Below are 15,556 nucleotides of genomic sequence, written 5' to 3' on the forward strand. Positions count from 1 at the left end.
TGACACGTGTGGGTGGGCCGTCGGGCGCCGTGTTTCCGACGACCGCACACACATGTCCCGTGGTGCTATCCGGTCAGCCGCACCGGATTCACTATGTCCGCGACCAGGACGAGCAGCGTGAAGCAGATGAACACGCCCGCCACCACGTACGCCACCGGCATCAGCCGCGCCACGTCGAACGGGCCCGGATCGGGCCGGCGGAAGAGTCGCGCGGCGTGTCGTCGTACGGACTCCCACAACGCACCCGCCATGTGTCCGCCGTCCAGGGGCAACAGCGGAAGCATGTTGAACAGGAACAGCGAGAGGTTGAATCCGGCGACCAGGAACAGCATGGTCGCTACCCGCTGTTCCGGCGGAATGTCGAGGGAGAAGACCTCGCCGCCGACCCGGGCCGCACCGACAACGCCCATCGGCGAGTCCTGTTCCCGCTCGGCGCCGCCGAAGGTCGCGTCCCACAGGTCCGGGATCTTGGACGGCAACGCGACCAGTGCCTCGAAGCCGTCCACCATCATGGTGCCCATCCGGTCCACGGCCTGGGGGAACGACTGATCGACGATGCCGTTGGCCGGGGTGAAGCCGAGGAATCCGGTGGTGACGAACTCGCCCTCGACATAACCGCCGTCACCGTCGAACTTCGCGACCTGGTTCTTGACCAGATCGGCGTGCAGCGTCTTGCGCTCGCCGTCCCGCTCGACCGTCAGCGTCGCCGGGCCGATGGTGTCCCTGATCCGCTGCTGCAGTTGGTCCCACTCGGCGACCTGCTGGCCGTCGAAAGCCACGATCTTGTCGCCGGGCTTCAGCCCGGCCGCCTTGGCGGGCGAGTCCTTCGCGCTCGCGGGACATTTGTCGGTGTTCTGACTGGCCTGGATGACGCACTCGGAAACGCTGGAGACCGTGGTCGTGGTCGTGTTGACACCGAAGGTCAGCAGAACTCCGAGGAAGATCGCCACCGCCAGGATGAGGTTCATGAAAGGCCCGGCGAACATCACGATCAGCCGCTTCCACGGCTTGCGGGTGTAGAACAGCCGCTTCTCGTCACCCGGCTGCAACTCCTCGAAGGCCGCCTCCCGGGCGTCCTCGATCATGCCCCGGAAGGGAGAGGTGGAACGCTGCCGCACCGCGCCGTCGTCGCCCGGAGGGAACATGCCGATCATGCGGATGTAACCGCCGAACGGCACCGCCTTGATGCCGTACTCCGTCTCGCCCTTCTTCCGGGAGAAGATCGTCGGACCGAAACCGACCATGTACTGCGGCACCCGGACACCGAAGAGCTTGGCCGTGGAGAGATGACCGAGTTCATGCCAGGCGATGGAGAACAGCAGGCCGACCACGAAGACGACTATGCCGAGAATGGTCATGAACGTCGTCATGCGCGGGCCTCCACTACCGCCTGTGCCAGTTCACGGGCACGGGTACGCGCCCAGTCCTCGGCTTCCAGGACATCGTTCAGGGTGAGGCCGGCTCCCGCACCGCCGCCCCCGGTGTGCTCCCCGACCACTGCCGAGACCGTATCGACAATTCCCGTGAACGGCAGCCTGCCGGTGAGAAAAGCGTCGACGCACTCCTCGTTCGCGGCGTTGAACACCGCGGGTGCCGTACCACCGAGTTCGCCGACCCGGCAGGCGAGCGGCACCGACGGAAACGCCTCCGCGTCCAGGGGGAAGAACTCCCAGGACATCGCCTGGCCCCAGTCGAACGACGGACCGGCGTCCGGCACCCGCTCCGGCCAGCCCAGTGCCAGCGCGATGGGCAGCCGCATATCCGGCGGCCCGCACTGGGCGAGCGTCGAGCCGTCCGTGAATTCCACCATCGAATGAATGAAGGACTGCGGGTGTACGACGACCTCGATGCGGTCGAAGGGAATGTCGTACAACAGGTGGGCTTCGATCACCTCCAGTCCCTTGTTGACCAGGGTCGCGGAATTCACCGTGATCACCGGCCCCATCTCCCAGGTGGGGTGGGCCAGTGCCTCCTTCGGCGTGACCCGCTCCAACTCCGCTCGGCTACGCCCACGGAACGGGCCACCCGAGGCGGTGACCAGCAGCTTGCGCACCTCCCGACGAGTCCCGCCCAACAGCGCCTGGAACAGGGCCGAGTGCTCGGAGTCCACGGGGATGATCTGACCTGGCGCGGCCAGTTCCCTGACGAGCGGGCCGCCCACGATCAGCGACTCCTTGTTCGCCAGCGCGAGCAGGCGTCCGGCGCGGAGCGCGGCGAGCGTGGGGGCGAGACCGATCGACCCGGTGATGCCGTTGAGCACCGTGTGGCACTCGGACTGCGCGAGCTCGCTGGCCGCGTCCGGCCCGGCCAGCACCTGCGGGATGGGCTCCCCGACGCCGTACTCCGCGCGCAACGCCTGACGCAGCTCGACGGCCTTGTCCTCGCGGGCCACGGCGACCGTACGCACCTGCAGCCGGTGCGCCTGACCCGCCAGCAGCGCGGGACGGCCCCCGGCGGCGGACAGGCCGGTCACGCGGAAACGGCCGGGATTGCTCAGCACCACCTCGACCGCCTGCGTGCCGATGGAACCGGTTGATCCGAGAATCACGATGTCGCGTGGCCCGTCCGGAATCTGTCCGTCGGTCATCGTCGCGCCGACCGGATACCGCGTGTGCGGGTCAGCTAGGGAGTCCGTCATCCCCCCATTGTGTCTGTTCGCCCACACTGCTCGGGCACGGGACCAGCGGACGGCACACCCCTGGGCAGAACACGTCCAACCCCACGGCGCTGTCGGCTCTTTGAGGCCGCCACGCGTGACTCCCACACGCGCACGTGACCACGGGGACTGGTCACGTGCCCGGAAAGCGGGTGCGTCACTCCGTTCCCGCATCGGCACCGGGTATCGGGCCGGTGCAGGGGGCACACGCGCTGACCGGACAGGACAGGTACCGGCCAGGGGACGTCGTGGCGACCCGGGCCCACCCGACATAGACGAGCGACACGGCACGGGCTCCGCACGTCACGCACGCCTTCCCCGCCAGGCGGTCACCGGGCACGTCCGCGTCCAGTTCCACCACGACGGCGGACGGGGTGTACCGGGGCAACGGGGTGGTCAACGCGGTTCGCCAGTCAGGTGCTGGTCACGCCGGTCGATCGACCGGCCGAGCTGCGCCCAGTGCAGTTCGACCTCGCCGGGACTCAGATGAAGCTGTCGGCAGGCCCGGCGCTGGTGTTCAGCGCCCCGACATGGGCGGGATTCCTGGACGGCATACGTAACGTCGAGTAGTGACAGCAATGGGCCGCCGCTCGGAGCGGCGGCCCACACTTCGCGGCACCGCCGGGTGCCGCGCGCCCTCACCGGATCGGCCGGTGCACGTTCTCTCGCGTGGACGGGCCGGGGGTGGCGTCGGCGATCCACGGGCCCTCGGTCGAAGCGTCGATGACGCCCTCCTCCAGCCAGGTGTAGGAACCGGCGAGGATGCCGCGTACGACGGAACGGTCCAGGTCGTCCGTGTTGTGCCAGAGCCGCCCGAAGAGTTCCTCCACGCGGATGCGGGACTGTCGGCAGAAGGCGTCCGCCAGTTGGTACGCCGCCTGTCCGCCCGGGCCCTCGCCGGCGCCGGCGGCCCAGTCACCCTCGGCTCGGAGCTTGTCGGCACGTACGCAGGCAGCGCTCATCGCGAAGAGTTCCGCGCCGATGTCCACGATCCGGGCCAGGAAACCCTGCTTGGTCTCCAGTTTCCCCTGCCACCGGGACATGGCGTAGAAGGTGGAACGGGCCAACTTGCGCGCGGTCCGTTCGACGTAGCGCAGGTGCGGCGCGAGGGTGTCGAACTCGGTGTACGCGCCCGGCAGTTGCCCCGGCCCGGCGACCAGCCTGGGGAGCCAGCGAGCGTAGAAGCCGCCGGCCGCCACCGCCGCCTTGCCCTTGTCGGACACCGACTTCTCCGGGTCGATCAGATCGCCCGCGACCGAGAGATGAGCGTCGACGGCCTCCCGAGCGATGAGCAGGTGCATGATCTCGGTCGAGCCCTCGAAGATGCGATTGATCCGCAGATCGCGCAGCAGTTGCTCGGCCGGCACACCCCGCTCACCACGAGCGGCCAGCGACTCCGCGGTCTCGAAGCCGCGGCCACCGCGGATCTGCACCAGCTCGTCGGCCATCCGCCAGGCCATCTCCGAGCCGAACAGCTTGGCCAGGGCCGCCTCGATCCGGATGTCGTTCCGCTCCTCGTCCGCCATCTGGGAGGACAGGTCGACCACCGCCTCCAGCGCGAAGGTGGTCGCCGCGATGAAGGACATCTTGCCGCCGACCGCCTCGTGCTTCGCGACCGGTTTGCCCCACTGCACGCGTGCCTCGGTCCACTCGCGGGCGATCTTCAGGCACCACTTGCCCGAGCCGACACAGGTCGCGGGCAGCGAGAGGCGTCCGGTGTTCAGCGTGGTCAGGGCGATCTTCAGGCCGGCACCCTCGGGACCGATCCGGTTCGCGGCGGGGACGCGTACCTGATGGAAGCGGGTGACGCCGTTCTCCAGGCCACGCAGCCCCATGAAGGCGTTCCGGTTCTCCACCGTGATGCCCGGCGAGTCGCCCTCCACGACGAACGCGCTCACGCCACCGCGGTGGCCCTCTCCCGCGGGCACCCGGGCCATGACGACCAGCAGGTCGGCCACCACGCCGTTGGTGGTCCACAGCTTCACCCCGTCCAGCAGGTAGTCCTCGCCGTCCGGCACCGCCGAGGTGGCGAGCCGGGCCGGGTCCGAGCCCACGTCCGGCTCGGTGAGCAGGAAGGCGGAGATGTCGGTGCTGGCACAGCGCGGCAGGAAGGCGTCCCGCTGCTCCTGGGTGCCGAAGAGCTTCAGCGGCTGGGGCACGCCGATGGACTGGTGCGCGGAGAGCAGCGCGCCGACGGCCGGGCTGGCCGAACTGACCAGGGCCAGGGCCTTGTTGTAGTAGACCTGGGAGAGCCCCAGCCCGCCGTACTCGGTGCCCACCTTCATGCCCAGGGCGCCGATCTCCTTGAGACCCCGCATCACCTCGTCGGGAATCCGGGACTCGCGTTCGATCAGCGGCCCGTCGATGCTCGACATGCAGAAGTCCCGCAGGGTGGCGAGGAACTTCTCGCCCCGGCGCACCGATTCCGCTTCCGCTTCCGGATGGGGGTGGATGAGGTCGAGTCGGAAGCGTCCGAGGAAGAGTTCCTTGGCGAAGCTGGGCTTCCGCCAGTCCTGTTCGCGGGCGGCTTCGGCCACTTCCCGGGCTTCGCGTTCCGTGACGGTCATGGTGCTCGTTCACCTCGCACTCTGGCGTTACGGACGGGTGCTACTCGTCCGTATGTACCCGAATCGCCCGAGCTTCACCAGCCTCGGCGGACTAAACGGCGGAGTACCGCAGCCAGGCGACCCGCGAGCACGGACGTCTCGCTGGAGGAAGTCGCCCGTGTCAGCACCGGGAGAACGCACGAGGTGGAGCGTGACGACTCGCGGGCCGTCAGCCCACGGGCGGCAGGCGCAGCCGCATGGCGGGGTCGGGCGTGTGGGTGAAGCCGAGAGAAAGGTACAACGGTTCCGCCTCCGGAGAGGCCCGCAGGTCGACCCGCGTGGTGCCGCGCTCGCGGAACCAGTCGAGGAGCGCGGTCACGCAACTGCGGGAGTAGCCGCGTCGCCGCGCGTCCGGATCCGTGACCACGCTGAAGACGTACCCGCTCTCCCCCACGGGATCGTCCGGCCCACCGATGCGGTAGTCGACCCTGCCGACCGCGCAGGCCGCCAGGCCACCTGTGATGTCCGCCCGGTCCACGACGAACGCGACCAGGCTCGGCTCCCGTTCACCGAGCCGGGCGCGCAGCGATTCGTACGCGGCGGACTGCCAGCCGTCGTCGGCCTGTCCCTGTCCCGCCATGCTGGCCAGCATCACGCCGCGCAACCGGAGCAGTTCCGCGGTGTCCGCTGCCGTCGCCCGTCGCGCCTCGCTCACGGCCTCCACCCTAAAGCCGGTGCGGTCGACGGGAGTTGTCGTCAGTACGGGGGTACATCGCGGCGTCGCCCGTCGGTTGGCGGGCGACGCCGCGGTGTTCAGCGGGGATGCGCCCGGGGACTCAGAGTTCCAGGCCGGTCAGCACCATCACGCGCTCGTAGGTGTAGTCCTCCATGGCGAACTCCACGCCCTCACGCCCGACACCGGACTGCTTCGCGCCGCCGTACGGCATCTGGTCCGCGCGGTACGACGGCACGTCGCCGACGATCACGCCCCCCACCTCCAGCGCGCGTTGGGCGCGGAACGCCGCCTGCACGTCGTGGGTGAAGACGCCGGCCTGGAGACCGTACGGCGAGTCGTTCGCCACGGCGTACGCGTCCTGCTCGCCCTCGACACTGGCGACCGACACCACCGGGCCGAAGACCTCGTCGCAGCCCATCCGGGTGTCGGCGGGGACGTTCTCCAGCACCGTGGGTGCGTACGTCGCGCCGTCCCGGGTGCCACCGGTCAGCAGTTTCGCACCGGCGGACTGCGCCTCCTCCACCCAGGACTCGACCCGCTTGGCGGCCTCCTCGCTGACCAACGGGCCGACGTCCGTCGCACTGTCCGAGGGATCGCCGGTGCGCAGCGCCTCGACCGCGCTGACGATCCTCGGTACGAGGCGGTCGTAGACCGTGGCGTCGGCCAGCACCCGCTGCACGGAGATGCACGACTGGCCGCCCTGGTAGTTGGCGAAGGTGGCGATGCGCTGTGCCGCGAAGTCAAGGTCGGCCTCGCTGGCGTAGTCCCCCAGCACGATCGCCGCGCCGTTGCCGCCCAGTTCCAGCGTGACGCGCTTGCGCGGAGCCGAGTCCAGGATGGACCAGCCGACCGGTGCGGAGCCGGTGAAGGAGACCACGGGCAGCCGCTCGTCGCGCACCAGCGCGGGCATCCTGTCGTTCGGCACCGGGAGTACGGACCAGGAACCGGCCGGCAGTTCGGTCTCCGCGAGGAGTTCACCGAGGAGCAGCCCCGACAGCGGGGTGGCTGGGGCGGGCTTGAGGATGATCGGGGTGCCGACGGCGATGGCCGGGGCGACCTTGTGAGCGCACAGGTTGAGCGGGAAGTTGAACGGAGCGATCCCGAGCACCGCGCCTCGCGGGAACCGCCTGGTGAGCGCGAGCTTTCCGGCCCCGCCGGCGTCCGTGTCCAGCCGTTGCGCGGTGCCGCTGTTGAACCGGCGGGCCTCCTCGGCGGCCAGCCGGAAGACCGAGACGCACCGGCCGACCTCGCCACGTGCCCACTTCATCGGCTTGCCGTTCTCCGCGGAGATCAACTCCGCGATCTCCTCGGCCCGTTCAGTGACCCGGCCGCAGATGTGGTCGAGCGCGGCGGCCCGTACGTGCGCGGGGGTGGCGGCGAACTCCTCGCCGACGGCGGTCGCGGCGGCCACCGCCTCCTCGACCTGCGCGTCGGTGGGCACACTCACCGTGCCGACCGGTCGGCCGTCCCAGGGTGAGGTGACCTCGAGAGTGTCCTCGCCGGTGGCCTGCCGGCCGGCGAGCCAGAACGCACGGGCGGCTGTTTCCTTCGTAGCTGGCACAGTGAATCCCGGCCCTTCCGAAATGGTGGGGATGGTGCGGTCGCTCTCCGCCCACCGTAGGGCGCGTTTCCGGATCCGTTGATTGTCCGGCGCGTCGTAGTCGATCGCGCGCCTGCGACTCTTTGTAGGAGGGGCGTCAGATCGGGCCGAGGCATGCGGGTCGTCCCCTGGTTCTCCCGTACGGTTCCGCTCGGTTGGGGCTGGGCTGCGCTCCGCTGGCCGGGGCTCCGCTGCACTGGGCCCGGCTGCCGACACCGGTCCTAACTGGTCGCCTTGAGCGCCAGCCAGAGCTCCATCCGTACGTCCGGGTCGTCGAGCGAACGTCCCAGGATCTCCTCGACCCGGCGCATGCGATAGCGCAGGGTGTGCCGGTGCACGCCGAGATCGGCCGCGGCGGCGTCCCACTGACCGTGTCGGGAGAGCCAGGCGCGGAGTGAGGCGACCAGGTCACCGCGACCGTGCGCGTCGTGCTCGTACAGCTTGCGCAGCAGTCCGTCGGCGAAGGCCCGCACGGCCTCGTCCGCGAGCAGCGGCAGCACCGAGCCCGCGGCGACGTCCTCGTGCTCCACCAGTCCCACCCCACGTCGGCGAGCGACGGACAACGCCTGGTCCGCCTGCTTGAACCCGATGGCGGCCGCCGGGATACCGACCGGTGCGGACACCCCGATGACCAGCTTCGGCTCCGGTGTGGCTGCGCGGTACGGACGGGCGGCGGCCGTACGCCCGGCGGCCGCGGCGGTCTCCTGGGCCGTGGCGTCCGCGGCATGCCGGGCACAGGCGGAGACCGCCGCGCCGCCGTCCGAGGCGAGGACGATCAGCCGCTCGCCGTCCGGTACGACCAGCACCGCCTCGCCGTTCCGGGCAGCGGCGGTCTCCGTCGCGTCCGCCAGGTCGTCGAGGACGCGCTCGGCCGCCGACAGCTCCGGCACCGGGGCGGTCGGCTCCACTTCCGCGACCGGCGCGCCGGACGGGGTGATGGCGGAGCCCGTGGCTCCCGGTGCGCTCAGGGTCATCGCCGGCGGGGTGACGCCGCTGGTGCGGTTCCGGGCGGCCGTGGCCGGCTCCGCGACGATCACCCGCAGCGGCGCGTCCAGCAGGCCACCGTAGAGCCGGCCGGCCACCGCGCGGGCGTGCTCGGACTCGCCGGCCAGCAGCATCCGCAACACCGCCGCGCCGAGGCGCTGTTCGCCCTCCTGCAGCGCCCGCGAACGCTCCGTCGTCAGGGTCAGCAGCGCGACGGCCGAATGCACCGCGTACCGTTCGGCCGTGCCGAGCGGCGCCGCGGTCCCGACCGCCAGCACGGCCTTGGCCCGCCGCCCGGTACCGATGGACTGCAGCTCCACCCGGTCGTCGCCCGCCTCCGACTCGCTGACGACGGCGCTCGCCGGCGCCGGCCGGTCCCGCAGCCGCTCCGCGTCACCGGTGAAGCGCGCGGCACGACGAGCCGCCCAGGCGGGTGCGACGGCGACGACGGCACCGGAGGCGTCGTACAACGCCACCCAGCCCTTCACGTGCCCCGCGAGTCGGGTCAACAGCGCGGTCGGCCCCTCCTGGGACAGGGCCGCCGTCGTCATGTCCCGCTGCGCGTCGAAGCCCTCCGTGACCGTCTGGTACTGCTCGGCCGCGATGGCGGCGGAGACCACCTTGCCGATCGCGATGAACGGGGTACGGCGTGGCACCTCGAGGAGCGGCAGGCAGGTCTCGCGGGCGGCTGCCACCAGGGCCTCCGGCGCTCGCTCGTAGTTCACTCCGGCCGCGAAGGCGAGGCCGACGACACCCCGACCGGCCAGCAGCCGGACGTACTCACGCATCGCGTCCGGGTCCTCGGCGTCCATCTTCACCGCCGTGATCATGACCAGCTCGCCGCCGTCCAGGTAGGGCGTGGGATCGGCGAGTTCGCTGGCATGCGCCCAGCGCACGGGCGTGTCCAACCGGTCCTTCCCGGCGAGCACAGAGAGCCGCAGGGCGGAGTGCTGGACAAGGGTGGCGAGAGTCGGTGGCATAACGCCCTCACCGTACAGCGGTCCTCCGCAATTCCGGCATCCTCTCTTCACCGGAGTGGATCAGATCCGGCCGCCCCGTCTCCCGTTCCCCCGTCCCTTTCCCCTGTCCATTGCCTCGCCGAGTCCGCGCGTGATCCCGTACGGATGCCCAGCCGGCCGTCGCGCCCACCCGCGTCACTCCCCGAGCCGGGTCAGCACCGGCGGCGTACGGTCGCCGCGCACCGTGGTCAGCGAGATCACGGCATGCCGGGGCGGCAGTTCGTTGGCGAGGTCGGACGCCGACCAGCGCTCCCGCTGTACGGTGCGCACGGTCACCGACTCGGCCGTGACGTGCCGGCCCGTGACCAGCCGGCGCAGGCCGTGCATGAAGCGGGTGAACGGCTCGTCGGAGACCAGCTGTCGGTTGGTGACGTCCCGGGTCTGCACCCACTCCGTGCCCCACGCCTCTGCGAAGTGCTCCGCGTCCCAGGGCGTCACCCCGGCGCACACCATGCGGCAGCCGACGGCGCCGAGCAGCGGCCCACGCAGGGCTTCGGGCACCTCGTCCAGGGCGCGCAGGGTCAGCAGCGCGCCGGCGTTCCCGGAGCGCAGGCGCTGGAGGTTGCGCAGTGACTGCGGGCTGACGGTCTGCGCGGCGTCGTCCAGCACGAGACAGGCGAAGAGGGACTGGTCCGCGCGGGTGACCGCGCACTCCGTGAACTGCGCCAGCAGCAGCCGCGCGAAGATCCGGGAGGCTTCCGCGTGCCCGCCCTCCGGCAGGTCGACGCGGACCCGCAGCGGATGCTCCAACGCCCGCAGGGAGAAAGGCCGGTGGCCTCCGTCGCCGGCACCGGCCGGGGTGAAGAACTCCGCGAAGGCCGGCCGGTCGAGCAACGCGACCCGGTCGGCGAGCAACGCGCCGACCTCGCCCGAACGTCCCGACTGCCGTTCGTAGGCGTCGAGTTCCCGCACCTGAGCCCGTTGCCCGGCCTCGGTCAACGGCTCCCGCAGCGCGTCGAGCGCGGTGGCGGAGCCGTCCAGCAGCTCGCGCAGCTCCGGAACGTACGGGAAGCGGTCGTGCACGGCCTGGAACGGGCCGATGACCTGGGCGAGCGCCGTGGCCGCGCGTCGACTGTCGCCGCCCGGCAGGCTGCCGGTCAGGTCCCCGACGAGTGCCTCGGCGAGCATGCCCGCGGCCTCGTCGGGGTCGCTGGTGCCCCCGTACAGGTCGAGGTCGTAGACGGAGTCGGAGCGGCCGAGCCGTACCACCGCGTCGAAGGCGTCGTCCGGGGCGAGTCGGGAGCCCGCGGCGGTGACCGCGACCACCGCGGCCTGGCCGGCGAGCGCCTGCAGGCACAGCGATTCGACGACGGGTCGCACCAGTCGCGTGCTCTTGCCGGAGCCGGGCGGGCCCACCGCCAGCGCGGAGGTGCCCAACAGCGCCGGCTCCAGGGCCAGTCCGGCACCGCGGTACGCCTGCGGGTTGCGGCTCTGGTCGGCCGCCGTGCCGATACGGACCTGGCGGAGCGACAGGTCGTGCCGTGCCGCGCGGGCCGGCAGGTCACGCTTCCCGGAAGGGTGCGAGCAGGCGCCGGCGCCCTTCTCCAGGACGCTTCTCGTGAAGGCGGGCAGCCGATCGGGGCGGGCGCGTACGGACTGCCAGGCCCGTTCGAGGCGGGCGTGGTCGACATCGCCCATCCGACCGTCCCGCAGCTCGGCGGACAGCCGGTCGGCGGCCTCCGACGCACCGCCGGCGCGCAGCCGGGCCCACGTGCTCGGGTCCTCCTCGGGCTCCGCGGGCTGCGCCAGGCGGGTCCGGGCGGTCCGGCCCGTGCGTCCGCCACGGCCACCGCGCAGGCGGGCGACCGTGCGCCGGAAGAGTTCGTCCCAGCGCCCGACGCGGCCGAAGACCGCCGCGATCGCCGCGATGACCAGGCCGTAGTAACAGAGACTGACGAGGTTGTACAGCTCCCTGCTCTCGCCGCTGGACCGCCAGGACTCCGGAGTCAGCGCGAGCATCGGCCACAGCCAGTAGCTCCCCAGGTAGCCGTTCCACAGCAGGGACCAGATGAGCCAGCCGATGAGGAACGTGACGAGGGCGCCGCTGATCAACTGCCGGGTCGGGATACGGTCCGGGTCCTCGGGTGGCAGCGGTTCGTATCCGCAGCGCCAGATGCCCGGCTCCGCGTCCGGGCGCGGCAGCCGTAGCCAGGTGGCCAACGGAGGGCCGGTCTCGGGGGCGCTCGCCGGCCGCGGCGGCGGACCGGGCGGTGCTTCCGGTGGCGGCACGGCCTCCGGGGGTTGCGGCGTGCGGGAGCGCGGCACGGGTGGCGGCCGGTCACCGCCGCCCATCGATCCGCCCCGCGGGGGCGGTTGGGCGGCCCGTGGAGCGCCCTCCGCCGACTCCGGCGTCCGTTCCGGGCGCCTCGCCCCGGAACCGCGTCCCTGGCCCGTCTCCTGTCCGTGCCCGGCGGAGCCCTTGTCCATCGAGTGCCTCTACCCCTGATCAGCCCGCGTCCGTCAGTGCCTGCCCGTCCAATCTAGTCCTCTCCGGGACGAGTTGCCGCACGCCCGCACCCGTGGGAGCCCGAAGTGGCCTCGCGCGGCCGGGGCCCGTCCGTACGAGCCGTACGGCCCCCTCCAGCACCGGAGCGCGGGTCGCGACGCGGTGGTGCCCCGCGCGGCGTCCGGCGTCGGACCCGGAGAACGATATATCCGGTACGGCCAACGCGACACGTGCACTTCTCCGCGACGGTGCATGTCCCGCCCCTGATACTGGCCCTAACCTGCGGAGAACGCGCACCTCACTTCCTCCCGAGGAGACCGATATGAGCACGATGACCGATGTGTCCCATGAATCCAAGTTGCCCCAGGAGCGTCGCCTCGTCACAGCCGTGCCCGGTCCGAAGTCCGAGGAGCTGATGGCCCGTAAGCAGGCGACCGTGGCAGACGGCGTCGGCGCGGTGATGCCCGTGTTCGCCAAGCGGGCCAGCGGCGGCGTGCTGGAGGACGTGGACGGCAACTCCTTCATCGACTTCGGCGCCGGCATCGCCGTCACCTCCGTAGGAAACAGCGCGGAGGCGGTCGTACGGCGTGCGACCGCGCAGTTGGAGGCGTTCACCCACACCTGCGTGATGGTGACGCCGTACGAACCGTACGTCGAGGTCTGCGAGCGACTGGCCGAACTCACGCCCGGGGACCACGCGAAGAAGTCCGCGCTGTTCAACTCCGGCGCGGAGGCGGTCGAGAACGCCGTCAAGATCGCGCGTACGCACACCAAGCGCCAGGCGGTCATCGTCTTCGACCACGCCTACCACGGTCGCACCAACCTGACGATGGCCCTCACCGCCAAGAACATGCCCTATAAGCACGGCTTCGGCCCGTTCGCCCCGGAGGTGTACCGGGTTCCGGTCGCGTACCCGTACCGCTGGCTGACCGGTCCGGAGAACTGCGCGGAGGAAGCCGCCACCGAGGCGATCGACCAGATCACCAAGCAGGTGGGCGCGGAGAACGTCGCCGCGATCCTGATCGAGCCGGTCCTCGGCGAGGGTGGGTTCATCGAACCGGCGAAGGGCTTCCTGCCCCGGATCTCGGAGTTCGCCCGGGAACACGACATCGTCTTCATCGCGGACGAGATCCAGTCCGGCTTCTGCCGTACGGGCCGGTGGTTCGCGTGCGAGGACGAGGGCATCGTCCCGGACCTGATCACGACCGCCAAGGGAATCGCGGGCGGGCTGCCGCTGGCCGCCGTCACCGGACGCGCGGAGATCATGGACTCCGCGCACTCGGGCGGTCTCGGCGGTACGTACGGCGGCAACCCGGTGGCGTGCGCCGCCGCGCTCGGTTCCATCGAGACGATGCGGGAGTTCGACCTGCCCGCCCGGGCCAGGCAGATCGAACAGGTTATGAAGCCGCGGCTGCGGAAGCTCGCCGAGCAGCACGGGGTCATCGGTGACGTGCGGGGACGCGGCGCGATGCTCGCGATCGAGCTGGTGAAGCCGGGAACGAAGGACCCGGACCCGGCCGCCACGTCCGCCCTGGCCAAGGCATGCCACCAGGACGGCCTGCTGGTGCTCACCACCGGCACGTACGGCAACGTGATGCGGTTCCTGCCGCCGCTGGTCATCAGCGAGGACCTGCTGAACGAGGGCCTGGACGTCCTGGAGCGGGCACTCGGCACGCTCTGAACGACACTCGGTGAAGAATGTGTGCGAGGGTCATGCCAGGTCCGTGTTCGGCCTGTCCGCCCCCGTACCGCGTGCCGTACGGTTCTGGCGGATGAGAGCCGAGCCACTCGTTCCCCGGAGCCGGCCCGGTCGTGCCCTCGCGCACACTCCTCACGGATCGGATGACCGCCCGCCCCACACCCCCCGGGGCGCGCGGGAGGACGGTCCGCACGGCCGTCCCCGGGCACTCCCCCCCGCCCGGAGACGGCCGACTGCGTTCCACACCGCGGTAACCGCCCTGCTGGTCATGCTGTTCGCGCTGCTGACCTGGCAGGTGGCCACCGAAGGGACAGTCGTCCGGGTCGACGTGGCCGTACGAGACGCGGCCACACACGCGAGCACGACGAGTCTGGTCGGCTCCCGGACACCGCAACTCCTCGCCGACCTCGGCGGAGCACTCGCCGCGCTGCTCGTACTCGCCGCCAGCGCCGGCTGGCACGGGTCGCGCGGACGCGGGTGGGCGCCGGAGGGCCGCGCCGCGGCGGCGACGCTGGCGGTCCCCGTTCTGGTGCTGCCGCTCAAGGCGGCGCTGGCACGTACGGGACCGGACGGCGCAGCGCTGGGCGACTACGCCGGCTACTACCCCTCCGGCCACGCCGCGACGGCCGCCGTGGCGTACGGCGGTCTGGCGCTGCTGCGCGCACGACCCGCCGGATACGCCCTCGCCGTGCTGCTCAACCTCGGGGTGGGGGCCGGTCTGGTGCTGCGCGACTATCACTGGGCCTCCGACGTGCTCGCCAGCTGGCTCCTGGCCGGTCTGCTGCTGTGCGGCCTGGCGGCCCTCCGTGCGCGGAGCCGCCGGCCTGGCGGCCGCTCGTTCAGCCGTACCCGTGGGTCCGTACGGCGGCCTCGTGCAGCGCCGACTCCAACACCCGCGGATTCGTCAGGGTGCCGGCACCGTCCGGCGGCACCAACCAGCGAACCCCCGCTGTGACCGGACCGGGCCGGGGCACGACGATCCAGCTCCCGAGTCCGGCACCGCGCACACCGGTCGCCGTCCAGTGCGCGGAGGTTCCCGGTGGCACGAAGAACCCCACCCGCGCCCCACCGAAGTCGGCGAGCACCGGCCCCGGTCGCTCCAGCCAGCCGGTCAGCACGTCGAAGGTCGCCGGGCCCAGGCCGCTCGTCACCACCAGCACGTCCCACAGTCGACCGGCCGGCAGCAGCATCACTCCCAGCGGGTCGCTGCGCCACGCGCGCCGACAGGCATCCGGGTCGGGTGCCGCGGACACCAGCCAGTCGATCGCGTGACGCCAGTCCCCCGTGTCGTCGTTCATGGCTCGCCCTCCTGCGCGGTGTTCCGTCACCACGTGGAGAGCGGGCCGAGGGGGAATTCTTACGCTAGTTGGGCCCGGGGATTTCCGGTCAGCGGGTGCGTGGCCGTCCCGGCGTCGTACGTGTCGGAGTATCCGGGGTCGTGGTCCACGGTGTCCTCCTCCTCGAGGCTGTACAGGGAGCTGACCGCGAACACCAGGATCGCCATGAGGATCAGGGAGAGCACGAGCCCGATGATCCCCATCACGAAGCCGGCCATGGCCTGGCTGTGACCCCCCAGTTCACCCCGCTCCACCTTCCGCCGCGCGGCCAGGCCCAACCCCAGCGCGATCGGCGAGGTGATCAGGGCGATGAGCGCGCCGTAGCAGCTCAGGACCAGCACCATGCTCACGATGCCCAGCACCATCGCCGCCGTGGACTGACCGGTCGGCAGCATGTGGGGCGGGACGTAGCCGCCGGGAGCGCCGTAGCCGTATGCCGCGGGCGAGGCCACCAACCCCCCGTACCGGGCCGTCTGCTGCGGCGCGTACCCGCTCGGTGGAGCGGAGTGTCCGGCGGGCCCGTACGGGCCCGC

At 71.4% G+C, this 15,556-nt stretch carries 11 protein-coding genes; 2 read left to right on the forward strand and 9 right to left on the reverse strand.

What is annotated here, in order from left to right:
- Nucleotides 1-65: 65 nt before the first annotated feature.
- The 7 genes from AN216_RS24765 to AN216_RS24795 form a co-directional block, all read right to left on the reverse strand.
- Nucleotides 66-1,370, reverse strand: coding sequence for a M50 family metallopeptidase (locus AN216_RS24765; RefSeq protein ID WP_070198957.1), 1,305 nt, complete (start codon nucleotides 1,368-1,370; stop codon nucleotides 66-68).
- Nucleotides 1,367-2,638, reverse strand: a complete 1,272-nt coding sequence (gene dxr / locus AN216_RS24770) for a 1-deoxy-D-xylulose-5-phosphate reductoisomerase (protein ID WP_079166973.1) — start codon at nucleotides 2,636-2,638, stop codon at nucleotides 1,367-1,369. Before dxr ends, AN216_RS24765 begins: the two co-directional genes overlap by 4 nt.
- Nucleotides 2,639-3,294: 656 nt before the next feature.
- A complete protein-coding gene (locus AN216_RS24775) occupies nucleotides 3,295-5,223 on the reverse strand; it encodes an acyl-CoA dehydrogenase family protein (RefSeq protein WP_070198958.1) in 1,929 nt (642 codons plus the stop codon).
- 208 nt (nucleotides 5,224-5,431) lie between these two features.
- A complete protein-coding gene (locus tag AN216_RS24780; RefSeq protein ID WP_070199034.1) occupies nucleotides 5,432-5,917 on the reverse strand; it encodes a GNAT family N-acetyltransferase in 486 nt (161 codons plus the stop codon).
- Between the two features lie 121 nt (nucleotides 5,918-6,038).
- Entirely contained in the window at nucleotides 6,039-7,499 is a 1,461-nt protein-coding gene (locus AN216_RS24785; RefSeq protein ID WP_070198959.1) for an aldehyde dehydrogenase family protein, read from the reverse strand.
- 260 nt (nucleotides 7,500-7,759) lie between these two features.
- Nucleotides 7,760-9,502 (reverse strand): PucR family transcriptional regulator, encoded by a 1,743-nt coding sequence (locus AN216_RS24790; protein ID WP_070198960.1) that lies wholly within the window; start codon nucleotides 9,500-9,502, stop codon nucleotides 7,760-7,762.
- A gap of 174 nt (nucleotides 9,503-9,676) precedes the next feature.
- Entirely contained in the window at nucleotides 9,677-11,968 is a 2,292-nt protein-coding gene (locus tag AN216_RS24795) for a type IV secretory system conjugative DNA transfer family protein (RefSeq protein WP_420855794.1), read from the reverse strand.
- Nucleotides 11,969-12,309: 341 nt separating this feature from the next.
- Here AN216_RS24795 and gabT point away from each other — a divergent pair, with 341 nt between their 5' ends.
- Nucleotides 12,310-13,668: a 4-aminobutyrate--2-oxoglutarate transaminase gene (gene gabT / locus AN216_RS24800; protein WP_420855795.1), complete on the forward strand. Its 1,359-nt coding sequence runs from the start codon at nucleotides 12,310-12,312 to the stop codon at nucleotides 13,666-13,668.
- A gap of 286 nt (nucleotides 13,669-13,954) precedes the next feature.
- Nucleotides 13,955-14,641, forward strand: coding sequence for a phosphatase PAP2 family protein (locus AN216_RS27835; RefSeq protein ID WP_244502644.1), 687 nt, complete (start codon nucleotides 13,955-13,957; stop codon nucleotides 14,639-14,641).
- On the opposite strand, the gene AN216_RS24805 is transcribed toward AN216_RS27835, so the two are convergent.
- Nucleotides 14,526-14,984 (reverse strand): bifunctional DNA primase/polymerase, encoded by a 459-nt coding sequence (locus tag AN216_RS24805; protein ID WP_070198961.1) that lies wholly within the window; start codon nucleotides 14,982-14,984, stop codon nucleotides 14,526-14,528. The two genes, AN216_RS27835 and AN216_RS24805, sit on opposite strands and share 116 nt — an antisense overlap.
- 59 nt (nucleotides 14,985-15,043) lie before the next feature.
- Nucleotides 15,044-15,556 (reverse strand): DUF4190 domain-containing protein (locus AN216_RS24810; RefSeq protein ID WP_212732754.1); only part of this gene is annotated, 513 nt, incomplete at its 5' end.

This window comes from Streptomyces oceani (genome assembly GCF_001751245.1).
GTDB lineage: Bacteria > Actinomycetota > Actinomycetes > Streptomycetales > Streptomycetaceae > Streptomyces > Streptomyces oceani.

Bases quoted from the DNA above. Each gene is read 5' to 3' on its own strand.
- gabT (WP_420855795.1), top strand. From the start codon at position 12,310: ATGAGCACGATGACCGATGTGTCCCATGAATCCAAGTTGCCCCAGGAG.
- AN216_RS24795 (WP_420855794.1), bottom strand. From the start codon at position 11,968: ATGGACAAGGGCTCCGCCGGGCACGGACAGGAGACGGGCCAGGGACGC.
- dxr (WP_079166973.1), bottom strand. From the start codon at position 2,638: ATGACGGACTCCCTAGCTGACCCGCACACGCGGTATCCGGTCGGCGCG.
- AN216_RS24805 (WP_070198961.1), bottom strand. From the start codon at position 14,984: ATGAACGACGACACGGGGGACTGGCGTCACGCGATCGACTGGCTGGTG.
- AN216_RS24775 (WP_070198958.1), bottom strand. From the start codon at position 5,223: ATGACCGTCACGGAACGCGAAGCCCGGGAAGTGGCCGAAGCCGCCCGC.
- AN216_RS24765 (WP_070198957.1), bottom strand. From the start codon at position 1,370: ATGACGACGTTCATGACCATTCTCGGCATAGTCGTCTTCGTGGTCGGC.
- AN216_RS24790 (WP_070198960.1), bottom strand. From the start codon at position 9,502: ATGCCACCGACTCTCGCCACCCTTGTCCAGCACTCCGCCCTGCGGCTC.
- AN216_RS27835 (WP_244502644.1), top strand. From the start codon at position 13,955: ATGCTGTTCGCGCTGCTGACCTGGCAGGTGGCCACCGAAGGGACAGTC.